Genomic DNA, 16,280 nt, shown 5'->3' on the forward strand with positions numbered 1-16,280 from the left:
GTCGTGTATGAAAAACGTCGTCCGGCGAAATTTCGATGCCAGCGTCGACGCCTACACGACCTACGAGCGGCGGACCAATCGTTTCACGTCGCTCGCTCGGCTGCTCGCCGCCGAGATGAGCACTCGTCCTGACGGGCGACTCGGGACAGTGCTCGATGCGGGCGCTGGAACAGGCGTAAGCACGCGCGTGTTCGCCGAGACGGCAGCGGATACTATTGCGCTCGATATCAGTCGCGAGATGCTACGCGAAATCGACTCCGCTGCCCGGTTGCAGGCCGATTTCGACCACCTTCCGCTCAGTGACCAGTCGGTCGACGGCGTGGCTTTTACCGCCTCACTCTTTCTGGTCCCTGACCCAGCGACTGCAGTACGGGAAGCCGCCAGAGTCCTCCGCCCGGACGGCGTGGTTGGCGCTGTCGCACCGCTGGGGTGGTTCTGTCCCGACGGCACGGACGTGTTCGAACAGTTCGAGCGCGAGTCACGCTCCCCGTCCGACACATCAACCCTCCAAGACGCCCTGGCGAGTGACTTCTCGACGACGACAGGCACATGGCGGTTTTCGACGACTGCCGAAAACATCCGGCTGTTCCACGCGATTCCCGCGATGGCCGCACGGCTCTATCCGAAACTCGACACAGAACAGCGGGTACGACAGGCCCACGAACTCCTCGGCGCTCTGGACGGGACGTTCGAGCAACGATGGCGGTGGGTCATCGGCGTGCCCGAATAGGTGACTTGAATCTGCGGTTCGTCAGTCGGGCAGTCACAGCGTCACTCGGCGTGGTCCCGCTTCAGCGACAGCACGGTGCGGTCGAACTCACAGACGAGGACATCGTCCGAATCTGTGAGTTTGAACACCTCGACGTGCATCGTGACGACGCCGCGGTCACCGTCGCTGGTCTCGCGTTTGTCGGTCACAGTCGATTGCACGCGGATCGTGTCGCCGTGAAACACGGGGTTCGGATGCTCGACGCTGTCGTAGGACAGGTTCGCGACGATGGTGCCGTCAGTCGTCTCTGGAATGGTCAGTCCGACCGCTAGGCTCATCGTGTAGAGGCCGTTGACCAGTCGCTCGCCGAACTCCGTCTCGGCCGCGAACTCGGCGTCGAGATGGAGCGGCTGCTGGTTCATCGTCATATCGCAGAACTGCTGATTGTCGCGCTCGCTGACGGTACGGCGCTTCTCGTGTTCGATGGTCTCGCCGACCTCGAACTCTTCGTAGTAGCGTCCTGTCATAGCTCAGAGGATGGTCCCGTGTTTCTTGTCCGGGAGGTCTTTCTCGACGGTCTCGTAGAACGCAAACCGGTTCGTCAGTTCCGTTCTGAGATCGCTGGGTGGGACGATGTCGTCGACGACAACTTCGCTAGCCATTCGATGAATGTCGATATCCTCGCGGTAGGCCTCGCGGAGTTCCTGCTCCTTTTGCTGTCGTTCGTCCTCGTCCTCGATCTCGGAGAGCTTCCGGGCGTAGACGGCATTGATAGCCGCTTCCGGCCCCATAATCGCGATTTCGCCGCTTGGAAGGCCGATTGTCGACTCGGGGTCGTACGCGGGGCCGGACATCGCGTAGATGCCCGCACCGTATGCTTTCCGCACCACGACGGACTGCTTGGGCACTGTCGCCGAAGACGTGGCGTAGATCATCTTCTTGCCCTGTTCGAGGATGCCCTCCTTCTCGACGCCTGACCCAGCCATGAACCCCGGCGTATCACAGAGGTACAATAGCGGAATATTGTAAGCGTCGCAGGTCCAGATGAACTGGGCGGCTTTCTCCGCTGCGTCCGGGAAGATGGCTCCCGCACGCTGGGCTGGCTGATTGGCGATGACTCCGACTGGCCGACCATCGATCCGAGCAAACGACGTGATAATCTCTTTCCCGTACTCGGGCCGGAGTTCGAGGGGCGACCCGGCGTCGACGACCCGCTCGATCACGTCGAACATATCGTAGCCTTTGTTGGGCTTGTCCGGGACGACGGCGTCGATACCCTCTGGCGAGCGCTTCGGGGCCGTCCCACTGGTCTGTGGTGGGTCTTCGTCGGCGTTGTCTGGCAGATAACCGATGAGTTGCGCGACGAGTTCGCGGGCGTGTTCCTCGTCGTCGGCGATGAGATCTGCGCTTCCGGAGTGCTGTGCGTGTACGTCGGGGCCGCCGAGGTCTTCGAGGCTGATTTCCTCGCCAGTGACCATTTCGACCATCCGGGGGCTGGCAATGGCCATTGCGCTCATGTCCCGAACCATGACGGTGAAGTCTGCGAAGACTGGCGTGTAGGCCGCACCGGCGATACAGGGACCGTACAGCACACAGATCTGGGGGACCCGCCCCGAGAGCATCGAGTGGTTGTAGTAGAACTTCCCGATTCCCTCGCGGTTGGCGAAAAAGCCCGTCTGCTGGTCTATACGGCCGCCCGAGGAGTCCATCAGATACAGCACCGGTCGCCCGGTTTTCAGTGCCCGTTGTTGCATCCGGAGGAACTTCTCGACACCTTTTGCGGCCATGCTTCCACGTTTGACCGTGTAATCGTTGGCCATGAAATGCAGGTCACGGCCCTCGAACTCCGCGGCCCCCGTGATGAGTCCGTCAGCCGGGAGCTGGTCGTCGGCGTCAAACTCCGCAAACGTCCCGTCCTCGAAGAGGAAATCGTCGCCGAACCACAGGTCGATACGGTCACGAACGAACAGCTTGCCCTCCTCAGGCAACTGCTCCTTGTACTTTTCCGGCCCGCCTTCGTGGATCTCTTCGATCTCCTTGCGCAGATTCTCCTCGCGTTCGGTCGGCCCGAGGTCGTCGTCGACCTGTTCCGCGGCTTCGTCCCCCCGAGTGCCGTCGTACGTGGCACTGGCGGCCGTTTCGCCGCTGTCAATGACGAGTGTAATGTCGTCCTCGAAGTGTGTCGCCAACGCCTCTGCAATGGCCTGTGCTTCCGATTCGGTCGCGTCGTCTGAAATTCTGACTTGCATACTTACTCCTCCAGTACAACCAGGGTGTCACCCATGTCCACGGAATCGCCCTCCGTGATCGGGACGGACGCGACAGTTCCGCCCGTGGATGCCACCACGTCGTTTTCCATTTTCATCGCCTCGAGTACGCAGACGACATCGCCCGCTGCGATATCGTCACCGGGCGCGACTTCGGTCGAGAGGATAGTGCCCTGCATCTCGGCCGTAATCGCACCCGACGTGGTCACGTCCACCGTGCCGCCACCGGATGAATTGCCGCCCGAAGCGCCAGTGTCGGAGCCGGCACTGGCGTTGCCATCACGGGCTACGCGGGGCAGTCCGTCCGTAACAACGACATCGAAGCGCTTCCCATCGACTTCGACAGCGATTTCATCCGTCGACGCCGACTGGGCGTCGCCACCGACCTCGTCTGTCCCCCACCGCGCGACGGCCGCGTCAAGGGCATCGTCGGCGAGTTCCTGGTCGAGGTATTTCGTCGTGTGCGTCCCGGCACGGAACGTGTCGTCGTCCAGCATCAATCGATGGAACGGGATAGTCGTGTGGACCCCCTCAACGGTGAAATGGTCGAGGGCACGCCTCGACCGGTCCAGACAGTGGTCCCGGTCCTCACCAGCGACGATGAGCTTTGCAATCATCGAGTCGTAATCGCCCCCGATATCGTCGCCCTGCGAGACCGCGTGGTCGAGCCGCACACCGATACTGCTTGGCGGCGCGTACGTCGTCAGCGGCCCCGGCGTCGGAGCGAAGTCCTCGGCCGGGTTCTCCGCGTTGATTCGGTACTCAACGGCGTGGCCGTCTATCGACACGTCCTCCTGTGTAAAGTCCAGTTGCTCGCCCGCAGCGACCCGGAGCTGCCAGCGAACGATGTCGATACCAGTCACCGCTTCGGTGACGGTGTGTTCGACCTGAATGCGGGTGTTCACCTCCATGAAGTAGAACTCCCCGTCCTCGACGAGGAACTCCACCGTGCCGGCGTTCGTGTACCCGGCTTCGCTGACACCGCGTCTGGCAGCCGCACCGATCTCCGTACGGAGTTCGGCATCGAGAGCCGGACTCGGTGCTTCCTCGATGACCTTCTGGTGGCGGCGTTGCAGCGAGCAGTCGCGCTCGCCCAGATGGCGGACGTTGCCGTGTTCGTCCGCAAGCACCTGCACCTCGACGTGTTTTGGGGCTTCGAGGTACTTTTCGACGTACACCGAGTCATTGCCGAAGTAGGCTTCGCCCTCGCGCTGTGCGCTTTTGAGCGCCTCCGCAACCTCGGCCTCGCTCCGGACGATTTTCATGCCGCGACCGCCGCCACCGCCTTCAGCCTTGATCGCGATGGGGTAGCCGTACTCTGCGCCCAGCGCCCGTACTTCGTCTGGGTCGTCGACCAGATCCGTCGTGCCGGGAACGACTGGGACGCCAGCCTCCTGCATCACTGTTCGGGCTTTCGTCTTTTCGCCCAGTGTCTCCATCGCGTCACTTGGCGGGCCGACCCACGTGAGACCGTCGGTAGCCTCGACGCGGCTAGCGAACTCGGCGTTTTCCGCGAGGAAACCGTAGCCGGGATGGATTGCATCGGCTCCAGCCCGCTCAGCGACATCGAGTATCGCTGTCTGGTCGAGATACGACTCGCTTGCAGGTGCCGGGCCGACGTTGTATGCGTCGTCAGCGTACTCGACGTGGCCGGCGTTGCGGTCGGCGTCGCTGTAGACGGCGACCGTCTCGATACCCAGCTCTTCACACGCAGCCATCACACGAACCGCGATTTCGCCGCGGTTTGCGACAAGGACTTTCTCGAACATTAGTAGGATCGTGGGAAGCCGAGGTGTTGCCCGATGTGGTTGTACGCCATCTGCTGAGAGACCGGGGCCAGCCGCGTCAGGTTGATTTCGCGCCACCACCGCTCGATGTCGTACTCCTTCGCGTAGCCCCAGCCGCCGAACGCCTGCATCGATTGTTTGACCGCTTCGATGCCAGCACTGACAGCTGTCGCCTTCGCAACGTTTGTCTCGTACCCACACTCCTCGCCCTGGTCGTACAACCAGGACGCCTTCTCACGCATGAGCGCGGCCGTTTCCATGCGGGCATACGCCTTGGTGATGGGGAACGAGACCGCCTGATGGGTCCCGATAGGCGCATCGAACACCTCCCGGTCGCTCGCGTACTCAATAGCAGTGTCGGCGGCTAGCTTGCCGATGCCGGTCCCGGCGGCCGCGAAGCCGATTCGTTCCGGGTTCAGCATATCGACGAGAGTCCACCAGCCGTCGTCTTCCTCGCCCAGCAAGTTCTCCTCGGGGACCCGAACATCCTCGATGAAGACCTCACAGGACTTCGAGTAGTTGATACCGTGTTTGGGGATCGGCGACACGTCGATGCCGGGGTCGTCCATATCGACGATGAAGAGGCTTATGCCGTCAGTCCCGCGGTCGACCTCGTCACGCGGAGTCGTTCGCGTGACGAGAATCATATTGTCGGCCCGGTCCGCGAAGGTAATCCACGCCTTGTTCCCGTTCAGCACGTACTCGTCGCCGTCTTTCTCGGCGCGGGTCGCGACGTTCAGCGTGTTCGTTCCGGCTTCGGGCTCTGTAATCCCGATAGAGAAGTTTCGCTTCCCGTTGGCGATGTCGGGTAGATAGGTCTGTTTCTGCGCTTCTGTCCCGTTCTCACTGATACCGACAGCGGCCATGCCGGCGGTAAGTACGAGATACCACGTACCCGCCATGCCACAGCCTTCGGCACAGAGCGTCTCCATGACCAGTCCCATCTCCTGTATCCCCATCCCGGCCCCTTCGTACTCCTGTGGGACCAGTAGGCCGTGGAAGCCGGCCGCAGCCAGTTCGTCCCAGAATTCCTGTCCGAACTCGCCTGTCTCCTCTTTCTCGCGCCAGTACTCCGGTCCGTACTCGGCCGCTACGTCCGCCGCAGTCGACCGAATCATCGAACGCTCCTCTGTAGATTCGAAATTCATTGGTAGTCGTGTCTGTGTTGGCACTCGTACTGCTTGATACCCTATGTCAGGATTCGACTTCGGCTTCTGCTTCAGCGTCGTCGTGAAGTTCGGTTCGGCGAATCTTTCCGGTCACGGTCTTGGGCAGTTCCTCGCGAAACTCGATTTCGCGCGGGTATTCGTGTGCTGAGAGCTCTTCTTTCACGTAGCTCTGAATGTCTTCTTTGAGGGGGTCGGACGGCTCAGCGTCCTCGCTTGGCACGACGTAGGCCTTGACGATGTTCCCCCGCGCTTCGTGTGGTTTGGGGACGACAGCCGCCTCAGCGACCGCTTCGTGTTCGCCCAGCGAACTTTCGACTTCGAATGGCCCGATCCGGTAACCGGAGGAAAGGATCACGTCGTCTGCACGCCCCTCGAACCAGAAGTAGCCGTCCTCGTCTTTGTGCGCCAGATCGCCCGAGAGATACCACGTCCCGTCTGGACCGTCGATGAACGCCCGCTGGGTCTTCTCGGGCTTGTTCCAGAACTCGGCGAAGAAACACGGGTAATCGCCCCGCTGTGCTATCTCACCCGTCTCGCCGGGGGCCAGAACTTCACCGCTCTGCGGGTCGACGATATCGGCTTCGATTCCGGGGAGTGGTTTTCCCATCGACCCGGGCCGGAGTTCCATCGTCGGGTAGTTGTTGATAATCATGTTCCCGGTCTCGGTCTGGCCGTACGTATCCAGGATCGTGACGCCGAGTTCGTCTTCCCCCCACTCGACGACGCCGGCACTGAGTGGTTCGCCGATAGAGAGCGCGTGACGTAAATCGAGGTCGGCGTCAGCGAGGGCTTCCTCGTTCTCCCGGAGCATTCGGTACGCCGTCGGGACCGAGAACAGAACGCTGATCGGATATTCGTCGAGTAGGTCTGCCCACTCGTCGGTGTCGAACTCGCCCTCGTACGTGAACAGCGACGCACCCCAGAACCAGGCACCGAGCGTGTTGATCGCGCCCGTTAGCCAGCCGAGGTCGCCGGTCGACCAGTACAGGTCACCGTCCTGGAGGTCTACGGCGTACTTCTGTGTCGCCGCGACACCGGCGATCCAGCGCTGTTTGTGGAGGACACCCTTGGCCAGCCCGGTCGTCCCTGAGGTGTAGTACAGCAGTGCGTCGTCCTCCCCGCTGGTCTCTGCGACCTCGTAGGCCGTACTCGCGCCGTCCAGCGCAGTATTGAAAACCACGTCATCAGCAGGTGCCCCACTCCCGCGGTCAACGGTAATGACGTGTTCGACTGCGGGCGCATCGTCCAGTGCGTCTTCAACCGTGTCCCGGTTGTCAGTCGTGGTGACGACGACCGTCGCGTCACAGTCGTCCAGACGGTACGAGATACCCTCGGGACCGAACCGCTCGTTGACGCTTCCCCAGACAGCGCCGTGTTTGAGCGTGCCGACCAGCGCCACGTAGTGCTCCGGGATCCGGGGCATGTACGAGAAGACCCGGTCACCCTGCGCAACCCCGAGGTCGTCGAGGACGTTGGCAAACTGGCTTGAGCGGTCAGCAAGCTCCCAGAACGTCATTGTCGACAGCTCTCCGTCGGTCCCGACCTGATAGAGTGCGACCTGGCCTCGGTCTGTCGCGTGTCGGTCAGCGACTTCGTGCCCGATGTTCAAGCTATCCGGTGCGTCCCAGTCCGCTTCTGCGTAGATATCGTCCCACGTGAACTCTTGCCGTGCTGTGTCGTAGTCGGGGAGGTTGTGGCTGGTCGCCATACACCGCTCGGGATACCGGTATCTGGTATAACTGTACCGGTTAGTTTTTACAGATAATATATTGAATATATTTTACTTTCACTCCCACAAAGGAAGTATACGCTTGCTGTATTGCGTAAACAGAACTGATTACTACATATTTAAATGTATACACACTCGGGAAACACGTTCAGTGGGACGATTCGTTTTCAGTCCTCACTCCGGAAGCGATATCTGAGTCGTCCCACAGGACACGAGCCATGTCGCGGACGCTGCTTGGGAACGAGTTCTCGAACGTGACTCGCGGCGCGATGTACGTTTCTTTCCAGCGTGGGTCCCACGCCGCATTCACGTACAGACGCGAACCGGTTTCGTTGTTCTGTCGATAGTGCGGCCGTGTCGCCGCCGGCGCATCCGACTCGCTGAACGTCCAGTCGCGAGCCGGATGAGATTTCAGCCAGACATCGGCCAGAACGCGGCCGAAGTCCTGTGGCGGAACGTCTTCGTCGACGATAACCACCGTGTCGAAAAGCGACGAGAACGAAAAGAGGATGTTCGCGAGTTGCCACTCGAACCCGCCGTACAGTATGTCACTGGCCACGAAGCAGATGCCGAGTTCGGCCTCTGCCGGTAACATAACCCATTCCACTGGCGAGATACCCCAGTAGTTGTTGACCCGGTGATAGAGCGTTGCGGCGGTCACAAGCCCTGTGAGCTGGCTATCATCCGCGAGCGGGCAACCGACCGGAGAGATAGGAATGACAGGGTTTTCAGTAGCGCGGACGCTCTCGACCGCCAACGAGAGCGGCCCGCTCGCAACGACGTACTCCCAGCCTTCTCGACGGTCAGAGCGGAAGTCAGGCTGGCGGTCCGCAACCGTCGTCTCGATGACGACCTCCGTCGCACTCGGGACGAGTCCGCCGTTGGTCGGGACGAGCGGGACAGTTCCGGTTACCCCACAGGACTGGATTGGCGTGGCAGTTTGCTCGGTGACAGCAAGCAGGTATGCCGTCGTGATCGCCGCTGGCGGCACGCCAAGCGCTATCGTCATCGTCGCCCCGTCAGCAACAAGCGACGACAGCGCGTCCGGAACGCGCACTCTGAGCGTATCCCCACTCACAACCGAGCCGTGGACCGGTGCCCAGTGTGTGCCGTCAGCGGTCGAGATCGATGCGACACCGAGCGTCACTGTTGGCCACGTCTCAGTTTCTCCCTGCGGGAATTGCAGGTCCTGTCCGTCGATATCTGTCCCCGAGGCCGCCTGACCTGTGTATGTCGGCTCCGGATTTTCCCCGGCCGGGCCGAGATCGCCGATAGTCTCTAGCAGGTCAACGAGCGGGGCCTCCGGGTCAAGTCCGAGGCCGAGCGACAGCCGCGACCACGGCCGCGCCTCGCGGTGCTGTGTCTGGTCCGGACCGCTGAACACACCGCTAACCAAGTCGATACCCGTAGACCGCTGGAACCGAAGCGCCGGCCCACTCGCTCGGAGCGCCTCCGCCGCAAGCGCGTCAACCGGGATTTCGAATGGGCCGTCGAGTCGGACGAGGTCGTCGTCGCCAGCCAGTCCACGAACGTACTGTGTGAACGGTATCACTGTGATTGCTCCTCCCGTTCATCAAGTCGGTCGAACCGCGCAGCGTCCAGTCCCGCTTCGACCAGCCGTACCTGGGCTCGCTTACGAGTTTCTGTGGTCGCCGTCGTGTCCGTCGCGTCACCGTCAGTCGTCGCGTCGATGTAGGCTTTGGCCGTCTTCGCCTTCGAAGTCCCCACATCCGCACTGCCCTTCTCGTCGGGCGTCTGGTAGATGTTGAGCGGGACTTTCGGCATCCGCTCGACGCCGAACTGGTGGAAGTCGGCATCGGGGTCTGCCTCAAGTGCGATAGCTGTCAAGACTGCCCGTGGGTCAAGTGGGTCGACAGCAGCGTCGACAAAGACGAAAAAGTCGATGTGAAGCATCCCCCACGTCGTGAAAATAAAGTTCGCCAGTTCGTGGAGATACCCCGGATACGGTCGGTCCGTCGCGATGACCCAGACGGTGCGGGACGTGAATCGCCACGGGACCGCCATCGAAACATCGAATCCGGCGGCTCGGAGCCCGACAGTCGCGTCGGGTCCGGCTGCGACGAGTCGCAGCGTGCTGGTCGAGTTCTGCCCGTATCCGACGCCGCTCCCCTCGACGCAAAACGGGATGTGCGGTTCGTCCCGGTGGGTGATTGCATCGACCTCGAACACCGGCATAGAGCGACGCGGACCGTTCATGTAGCCGAAATAGTCTCCGAACGGGCCCTCGTCGAGTCGGTCGTCGGGTCGAACGTGCCCTTCGAGAACTAGCTCGGCCGTCGCCGGGACGTACAGGTCATTGGTTTCGCACTGGACGAGGTCGACAGGCGCGTCTTTCAGGCCGCCCGCGAAGGCCGCTTCACTCCGTCCAGTCGGGATCCACATATCTGCAGTACTCTCGACGGTGGGTTCCGAACCGATGACGACCGCGACTGGCATCGGTTCGCCACGCGGCTCGTAGTCGTAGTAGTAGCGGTTAGGAACCTGTTCACCGGCCAGTAACAGCAGACTGGCCCGGGAGCTGTCGTGGATCATCATGCGATGGCTCGACCAAGTCCCCCACTCCGTGTCGGGGTCCGGTGCGACGATGGTGTGGTGATTCGAGTACCGTCCCCCGTCACCCTCGTGGATGTACGGCCACGGGAACGACAGGAGGTCAACCTCGTTCCCTGTCCGCACTGTTTCTTTACAAGGGGCTTGGTGATTTGCGACAGTTCGAGGCGCTTTCGGCGCGTTGAGGCGCTCAATCACTCGGTCGTAGTACGTACGGCCCGAAAGACCGTCTGGGTGCCCCAGCGCTTGTGCGAAGTGATTCCAGGGGCGAGTCTGCGGGCCGCGGTACGGGTCCCCAACCAGTTTCGACTCCGTCTCAATCCCTGTGACGGACTCGAAAACAGGAATCGGTCCGTCACGGATATTGGCAAGCATCGTGGCTGCACTCGCTTCAAGGTCCCACGACACTGGCTGGTCGAACGGACAGAGCCAGCCGGTCGTGTCGAGCAAATCGAGGTACTCACGGAGGGAATTGACCGCCATCTATCACTCCTGTTCTTCGAGGACCCGCCTGAGTGGGTCGTCATCAAATTCGCGACGGACTTCCGCGTAAGCGTCAAGGAGTGCCGGTCGTTCCGTGGCGAGGTGGTCGAACGCGATTTCCCGAAGCGCATCGGACGTTGACTCGTACTCGCCGGTCTCGACGAGATACTGCAAGAGTACTTTCAGGTCGTCAGAGCGAGTATTGAGGATATTCGACGCCGTCTCCTGTTCAGCCGCCAGATGAGCGACTAGCTCGTGATCAATACCGGTCTCGTCAGTCTCGTCGAGCAATTCGACGTATCTGGTCTCACTGACACTCTCGTGTGGTCCGGCGACGATTGTTAGAGGGTCCGGGTCAGTGAGTTCAGCAGGGTCCCTGGCAATCCGAACGCGCGCTTCGAAAATGCGTTTCGTCTGGGCATCCGTAATCTGCAGTGTGGTTTCGGTCTGTTCTTCCTCTGGAAGATGGTCCGCTGACGTGATGTAGTGGCTCGACATTACCTGCCCTCAGTTGGATTGTTGATGTTCTTAGCAACCTCTTGTCCCAGTGGCAAATATCTACCGTCGTGGAGCCATTGTTGTCCCGGTTCACATGCCCCGGTCACGATCTGAGTAAAGTGAGATAGTAAAGCGTGGTCCCAACATCTGCAGGTGGAATTGCTCCACACCCCCACCCCACTGGTTCCGCTGTTAGCCACCCCACCGGTTCCGCTGTTAGACAGAGAACTATCAGAGTCATCGTCGATTACATGATGGCTAGCGTAGAAGACCCGACAGACCGAGAGTGAACACAGTCCGTCGGAAACAAGCGCACAGAGATGCTGCTCCTAGTATCGCTGTCTCGGGAAGCGGCTCGGGTCCCGACACAGGACGAGCACTCGTCACAGATCTGATCGTTGATAACATCCGCAACGCGCTGGTAATTGAACAGGCGCTCCGCTTCGGATACGGGATCTCCGAGACCATTCCACGCACCGAACTGGCCGGGGTACAGTTGCTTTGCGGCGGCCTCCGTCTGAAAGAGGTTGATGACCGGGCCTTGGTACTCGGTGCCGCCGCGGTAGAGCCGGTTCGCGTCGACAGCGGTTAGCTGGCTCCCGACAGGGTCGTCTCGTATATGCTCAACGCTGGACTCGAAGTCCTCGGCGCTTGCGTGTGAGAATCGGTAAAGGAATACGAGGCCGTCTGGGTCAGACGACAGGAGTGTGCGTAGTGGAAGTTGGTCTGTGCGTGCCCGAACTGTCCGGCGAACATAAATATCGCCAAGCTACCTCGCGGTATGCAGGTCGGAATAGAAGCGGCACCGGCGTATCACTCACGCCGTCACATCGTCGAGATGTACGCTTCGACGAGTGCCGCCTCGGCCTGACGCAGCCTGTACGAGACCGTCGAGCGCGGCCAATCGAGTTCCGCCGCGATATCGTCGAGGGTCGTCTCGCGTGGCGTCTCGTAGTAGCCCTTCTCGGCAGCCAGTTCGAGCACCCGGCTCTGTTCCGGCCGAACAGAAACTGAGTCAAACAGGGTAAGCAACGGGCCGGCCGCGTCGCCTACGTGGTCGAAGTGAAAAGAGAGTCCGTCCTGAAGGACGCCCCTCAGTGTATCGTACAGCATCCCGACTTTCTTATCGTCCTCCATGAGGATGCGCCAGCGCTCGGTGTTCTCCTGCCGGGTTATCTCGAAGAGGAGTGCGCCGTTGATATACCGGTTCGTGATCGTTGGCACCGAGTCGCAGTGGACGAGATCCTCGAAGTAGCTGTAGACGAGACTGCGCTGGGAGCCGTTTTCGAGCACGTCACTGTAGTGGCGGCCGCCGCAGGGGCGGTCACTGATACTCAGTTGATTGTACGCCGACCCCGTCAACAGCGCCGTCGCGTCTTCCACGACAGAAGTGGGGCCCGTTATTCGGTCCAGCCGCCAGAGTTGCGCGTTCCCCATCGAACAGAGGAACGTCGTCGAACGGGCTTCCGGTGTCTCGATGAACAGATCCATTAGCTCGTCGACGCCGTCGTTGTACCGGATCTCGAAGACAAACTCCCGCATCTGTTCTGTTTTGCGTGTGGACAGTACAGTCAATTTCGGTTCTGGTTGTTCGTTTTTTGAGCGGCAACCAGATCGCGTCTCTGCTGACAGCATCCCCTCGCGCGCTTGTCGCAGGACAAGACAAGATACAGGCGTTCAGGGACACAACACAGCTATATGAGCAACACTGCCGCTGATGACTCCCTTCCGTGGTTCGTCAAAGTTGTTATTGCGATAGCGCTGTTGATAATCCTCTTTATAATCGGTATCGATCTGCTAACGTTCGCCGCAGCTTGGTAGCGGTATCTGTCGGTTCCGGTCTGAAACCGTCTCGCCGGCCACTGGAATTTTCGCACAGTTGTCAGTCGGCGAACGTAGAACTATGTATTTATTTTAAGTATCAGCAGACACGACAGCACTACGACCGACCGAACTGGACAATGAGTGCCCACCGGAATCAGCCACAGCGGATCAAGAACGCGCTGGTCACGCCAGAATGGCTTGAGCATCGGCTCGAGACTGTCGCGTCTGATTCGCCGGACCTGCGACTCGTCGAAGTCGACCTTAACACCGATTTCTATGCTGAAGCGCACATCCCCGGTGCGGTTTCGATCGACTGGCGACGACACCTCCAGCACGAAACGCGACGCGATATCCCATCGAAAGCGGCGCTCGCAGACCTCCTTGGCACACGTGGCATCACGGACCAATCGACGCTTGTTCTCTACGGAGACAGCTCGAACTGGTTTGCGGCGCACCTGTACTGGATGCTCACCTACTACGGCCACGAAGACATCTATCTCCTCGATGGGGGCCGGAGACACTGGCTTGAGTCGGGGCGACCGACGAGCGAGAGCGTCCCGTCGTACACGCCACGGTCGTATCGGCCGGGTGGCCCGTACGAGCATGTGAGAGCGTATCGACACGACGTGCACCGAGCACTGTCCAAGCCGACCGCGCTTGTCGATGTCCGGCTTCCCGAAGAGTACGACGGGACTATCCTCGCACCGCCGGGGATGACGGAATCCGCGCAGCGAGGCGGGCATATTCCCGGCGCAGTGAACATCGTCTGGTCCGAGAATCTCCGCTCTGACGGTCGATTCAAATCTCTCGAAGCACTCCGTCGGCTCTACTGCGAGTATGATATCGACAGCGACCGCGACATAATTGTCTACTGCCGGATCGGCGAACGATCGTCGTTAACGTGGTTTGTGCTGTCTGAACTTCTTGGTTATTCCTCGGTCAGAAACTACGACGGGGCGTGGACTGAGTGGGGGAACCTCGTTGCTGTTCCCGTGACAACTGACCGGACGTAGCGAGAGTGCGCTTTACCCCCTGTTGCTACCCGGAGTTGTCACAGGCCAAACGGAAGACTAACTCACGGAAGGTGGGACTGCCTGGTATGCTTTCGATACCTGTCTCGCGGTTGCCCCTCATCGGACTGTTCGCAATTCCGTTCGTAGTCGCGTTCGTAGTCGCACTCGAACCAGTTGCGTTCCTGGCAGTCATCAATACGGCCCTCATCGTCGTCGCCGTTCGGGTCATGTTCGGCGCGGATGATATCACCACTATCAAGCGTGCGGTGAGCCGACGGCGATGATGACCGGTGGCCACGGCACAGGGGTGGTGAGCGGCGATATCGGCCTCGTAGTCTTCGCCTTGATTGGGCTCCTCGGCGGTGCACACTGCCTGGGAATGTGTGGACCGCTCGTTACCCTGTACGCCGACCGGTTAGGCGACGACGGCCCGGTCGCCTGGGCAGAGATCCGCCAGCACCTCCTGTTCAACTTCGGACGAACGGTGAGCTACGCGCTTCTCGGCGCGCTCATGGGGCTGCTCGGAACCATCGTCTATGACACGGCAGCCGTCGTTGCGCTGGCAGATAGCTTTCGGGCAGTCGCCGGAATCGCTGTTGGGGGATTCATCATGGTGACCGGGGGGCTGTACCTCCGGACAGGGACGGCGACGAGCGCTATTGCTGGGGTCGGGTCTGGGTCACTGCTGTGGCGTTTTAGCACGCGATTACACAAGCACGTCGACCAGTGGGTCGGCGGTCCGCGTATCATCGCGCTAGGTGCGGTGCACGGTATTCTCCCGTGCCCGCTCCTTTATCCGGCGTTTCTGTACGCATTCGCTATCGGGTCACCGGCCTATGGCGCGCTTGCACTGTCCGTGCTTGGACTCGGAACCGTCCCTGCAGTGTTCGGGTACGGTGTCGCGTTCAACTCGGTTTCACCGCGGTTTCAGTCCCGACTGCATCGCGCGCTCGGAGTAGTGTTCCTCGTTCTGGGGTATCTTCCGCTGTCGCATGGACTGATGATTTTCGGTCTGACGGTTCCACATCCATCGGTTCCCATCTACCAGCCACTGGGCTAACCCGCCGAAGGAGTTGATCGCCGCGATCAGTGCACTAGCACCGTCGTTCCGACGATAGCCCAGCGTCGAGGGGAGCCGTCAGGTGTTGCGGACTTGTCCTGCGACAAGGGAGGTTACAATTCCATCGGGTCGCAGAAGACGAAACAGTATGGGTACTACAGAGGACCGATCAGGCACCGTGAGGCCGCAAGCCGGCCGCGACCGACTGCATAGCTGTCGACGCATCCGTAGAGTGGTCTTCCGAGCGGCGTCGTCAGTGGCTGCACTCGTGTCCGTCGGCGCTGCAAGTGCACAGGAAGCAGGCGCTGGCACCGCGAGCGGGGGTAGCGGGTCCGGGCTCGTCGTCACGGTAGTGGCACTGGGGCTTACTGGACTCAGTATCGGTGCGGTATATCTACTGAGTTGGCGAGATAGACCGGAGCCGTCGTTTTCTCCCGCGACGACCACCACTGAACGAGTCGCCACTCCACACAGTGGACAGATGTTCGAGTCCGAAGTCCCACAACGCGAGACGGAGTCGGTCGACCACGACGCGTTCGACCCGGTCGGGACCGGACTACTGCTCGTGCTGTACTTCGTGGTCATCTCGCTGATGTGGCTGTTCATGTACTTCGTCGAATTTCTCGGGAACGGGCCGTCGGTGGTGGGATAAAATGCACGTCCACAGATTCGAACGGCTGTGGCTGGTGGCCGCGCTCGCGATGATTGTCCTGTTCATTGGCACTGTGACATACGGCGCTGTCGGCGCTGGCTACGGGATGGTCGATGACACTGGCGGCCAGGTCGACCCCACAGATGCGACGGCCAGCGAGAACTTCCGAGAGCCAGGTGTGTACAACGGCAGTGAACCGGGCCACTACGACGTGTATATCGAAGCGAAGCAGTTCCTGTTCGTCCCCGGGACAAGCGAGCCAGTCCGTGTCCCGGCTAACAGCACCGTCACGTTCCACGTGACAAGCACGGACGTGATCCACGGCTTCGAGGTCGTCGGCACGAACATCAACACGATGGCCGTCCCTGGACAGGTAGCGACGGTCACTGTCGAATTCGATGAACCGGACGAGTACGGACTCGTCTGCAACGAGTACTGCGGGAGCGGCCATCACACGATGGAAGGCTCGTTGCACGTCGTTCCGGCCGCGCAGTTTACTCAGACCGAGGTGAACTGAG

The 16,280-nt window shown here is 60.7% G+C and carries 16 protein-coding genes; 7 read left to right on the top strand and 9 right to left on the bottom strand.

Going from position 1 to position 16,280, the window contains the following annotated elements; translation table 11 throughout:
* Nucleotides 1–7: 7 nt before the first annotated feature.
* On the top strand, nucleotides 8–730 hold the full coding sequence (locus BVU17_15295; protein AUG48961.1) for a cyclopropane-fatty-acyl-phospholipid synthase: 723 nt from the start codon (nucleotides 8–10) through the stop codon (nucleotides 728–730).
* A gap of 41 nt (nucleotides 731–771) precedes the next feature.
* On the opposite strand, the gene BVU17_15300 is transcribed toward BVU17_15295, so the two are convergent.
* From BVU17_15300 to BVU17_15335, 8 genes are all read right to left on the bottom strand, one after another.
* Nucleotides 772–1,236 (bottom strand): molybdenum cofactor biosynthesis protein, encoded by a 465-nt coding sequence (locus tag BVU17_15300; protein AUG48962.1) that lies wholly within the window; start codon nucleotides 1,234–1,236, stop codon nucleotides 772–774.
* Between the two features lie 3 nt (nucleotides 1,237–1,239).
* On the bottom strand, nucleotides 1,240–2,958 hold the full coding sequence (locus BVU17_15305; protein AUG48963.1) for a propionyl-CoA carboxylase: 1,719 nt from the start codon (nucleotides 2,956–2,958) through the stop codon (nucleotides 1,240–1,242).
* A 2-nt stretch (nucleotides 2,959–2,960) separates the two neighbouring features.
* On the bottom strand, nucleotides 2,961–4,745 hold the full coding sequence (locus BVU17_15310) for a carbamoyl phosphate synthase (protein ID AUG48964.1): 1,785 nt from the start codon (nucleotides 4,743–4,745) through the stop codon (nucleotides 2,961–2,963).
* Nucleotides 4,745–5,911 (bottom strand): acyl-CoA dehydrogenase, encoded by a 1,167-nt coding sequence (locus BVU17_15315; protein AUG48965.1) that lies wholly within the window; start codon nucleotides 5,909–5,911, stop codon nucleotides 4,745–4,747. The genes BVU17_15310 and BVU17_15315 overlap by 1 nt, the downstream gene beginning before the upstream one ends.
* A gap of 46 nt (nucleotides 5,912–5,957) precedes the next feature.
* Nucleotides 5,958–7,640, bottom strand: coding sequence for an acyl-CoA synthetase (locus tag BVU17_15320; protein AUG48966.1), 1,683 nt, complete (start codon nucleotides 7,638–7,640; stop codon nucleotides 5,958–5,960).
* A gap of 169 nt (nucleotides 7,641–7,809) precedes the next feature.
* Nucleotides 7,810–9,213: a prenyl carboxy-lyase gene (locus BVU17_15325; GenBank protein ID AUG48967.1), complete on the bottom strand. Its 1,404-nt coding sequence runs from the start codon at nucleotides 9,211–9,213 to the stop codon at nucleotides 7,810–7,812.
* On the bottom strand, nucleotides 9,210–10,715 hold the full coding sequence (locus BVU17_15330; GenBank protein AUG48968.1) for a 3-octaprenyl-4-hydroxybenzoate carboxy-lyase: 1,506 nt from the start codon (nucleotides 10,713–10,715) through the stop codon (nucleotides 9,210–9,212). Before BVU17_15330 ends, BVU17_15325 begins: the two co-directional genes overlap by 4 nt.
* A gap of 3 nt (nucleotides 10,716–10,718) precedes the next feature.
* Complete coding sequence (locus BVU17_15335; GenBank protein AUG48969.1) at nucleotides 10,719–11,213, bottom strand: ubiD operon protein; 495 nt, start codon at nucleotides 11,211–11,213, stop codon at nucleotides 10,719–10,721.
* Nucleotides 11,214–11,499: 286 nt separating this feature from the next.
* Between BVU17_15335 and BVU17_15340 the strand changes: the two genes are divergently transcribed.
* The gene (locus BVU17_15340; GenBank protein AUG48970.1) at nucleotides 11,500–11,805 is read left to right on the top strand and encodes a hypothetical protein; all 306 of its coding nucleotides are present in this window, start codon (nucleotides 11,500–11,502) and stop codon (nucleotides 11,803–11,805) included.
* Between the two features lie 233 nt (nucleotides 11,806–12,038).
* Here BVU17_15340 and BVU17_15345 read toward each other — a convergent pair whose 3' ends face one another.
* Nucleotides 12,039–12,755 (bottom strand): bacterio-opsin activator, encoded by a 717-nt coding sequence (locus tag BVU17_15345; protein AUG48971.1) that lies wholly within the window; start codon nucleotides 12,753–12,755, stop codon nucleotides 12,039–12,041.
* 419 nt (nucleotides 12,756–13,174) lie between these two features.
* Here BVU17_15345 and BVU17_15350 point away from each other — a divergent pair, with 419 nt between their 5' ends.
* From BVU17_15350 to BVU17_15370, 5 genes are all read left to right on the top strand, one after another.
* Nucleotides 13,175–14,050: a sulfurtransferase gene (locus BVU17_15350; GenBank protein AUG48972.1), complete on the top strand. Its 876-nt coding sequence runs from the start codon at nucleotides 13,175–13,177 to the stop codon at nucleotides 14,048–14,050.
* A gap of 86 nt (nucleotides 14,051–14,136) precedes the next feature.
* Nucleotides 14,137–14,334: a hypothetical protein gene (locus tag BVU17_15355; protein AUG48973.1), complete on the top strand. Its 198-nt coding sequence runs from the start codon at nucleotides 14,137–14,139 to the stop codon at nucleotides 14,332–14,334.
* Nucleotides 14,334–15,110, top strand: a complete 777-nt coding sequence (locus BVU17_15360; GenBank protein AUG49358.1) for a hypothetical protein — start codon at nucleotides 14,334–14,336, stop codon at nucleotides 15,108–15,110. Before BVU17_15355 ends, BVU17_15360 begins: the two co-directional genes overlap by 1 nt.
* A 481-nt stretch (nucleotides 15,111–15,591) precedes the next feature.
* A complete protein-coding gene (locus tag BVU17_15365; protein AUG48974.1) occupies nucleotides 15,592–15,762 on the top strand; it encodes a cytochrome oxidase in 171 nt (56 codons plus the stop codon).
* 1 nt (nucleotide 15,763) lies between these two features.
* A complete protein-coding gene (locus tag BVU17_15370) occupies nucleotides 15,764–16,279 on the top strand; it encodes a cytochrome C oxidase subunit II (protein AUG48975.1) in 516 nt (171 codons plus the stop codon).
* Nucleotide 16,280: the final 1 nt, after the last annotated feature.

This window comes from Haloarcula taiwanensis, assembly GCA_002844335.1.
Lineage (GTDB): Archaea > Halobacteriota > Halobacteria > Halobacteriales > Haloarculaceae > Haloarcula > Haloarcula taiwanensis.

Excerpts from the sequence above, each read along its gene's own strand:
- BVU17_15295 (AUG48961.1), top strand. The coding sequence starts at position 8 with ATGAAAAACGTCGTCCGGCGAAATTTCGATGCCAGCGTCGACGCCTAC.
- BVU17_15300 (AUG48962.1), bottom strand. The coding sequence starts at position 1,236 with ATGACAGGACGCTACTACGAAGAGTTCGAGGTCGGCGAGACCATCGAA.
- BVU17_15305 (AUG48963.1), bottom strand. The coding sequence starts at position 2,958 with ATGCAAGTCAGAATTTCAGACGACGCGACCGAATCGGAAGCACAGGCC.
- BVU17_15310 (AUG48964.1), bottom strand. The coding sequence starts at position 4,745 with ATGTTCGAGAAAGTCCTTGTCGCAAACCGCGGCGAAATCGCGGTTCGT.
- BVU17_15315 (AUG48965.1), bottom strand. The coding sequence starts at position 5,911 with ATGAATTTCGAATCTACAGAGGAGCGTTCGATGATTCGGTCGACTGCG.
- BVU17_15320 (AUG48966.1), bottom strand. The coding sequence starts at position 7,640 with ATGGCGACCAGCCACAACCTCCCCGACTACGACACAGCACGGCAAGAG.
- BVU17_15330 (AUG48968.1), bottom strand. The coding sequence starts at position 10,715 with ATGGCGGTCAATTCCCTCCGTGAGTACCTCGATTTGCTCGACACGACC.
- BVU17_15335 (AUG48969.1), bottom strand. The coding sequence starts at position 11,213 with ATGTCGAGCCACTACATCACGTCAGCGGACCATCTTCCAGAGGAAGAA.
- BVU17_15345 (AUG48971.1), bottom strand. The coding sequence starts at position 12,755 with ATGCGGGAGTTTGTCTTCGAGATCCGGTACAACGACGGCGTCGACGAG.
- BVU17_15350 (AUG48972.1), top strand. The coding sequence starts at position 13,175 with ATGAGTGCCCACCGGAATCAGCCACAGCGGATCAAGAACGCGCTGGTC.
- BVU17_15355 (AUG48973.1), top strand. The coding sequence starts at position 14,137 with ATGCTTTCGATACCTGTCTCGCGGTTGCCCCTCATCGGACTGTTCGCA.
- BVU17_15360 (AUG49358.1), top strand. The coding sequence starts at position 14,334 with ATGACCGGTGGCCACGGCACAGGGGTGGTGAGCGGCGATATCGGCCTC.
- BVU17_15365 (AUG48974.1), top strand. The coding sequence starts at position 15,592 with ATGTTCGAGTCCGAAGTCCCACAACGCGAGACGGAGTCGGTCGACCAC.
- BVU17_15370 (AUG48975.1), top strand. The coding sequence starts at position 15,764 with ATGCACGTCCACAGATTCGAACGGCTGTGGCTGGTGGCCGCGCTCGCG.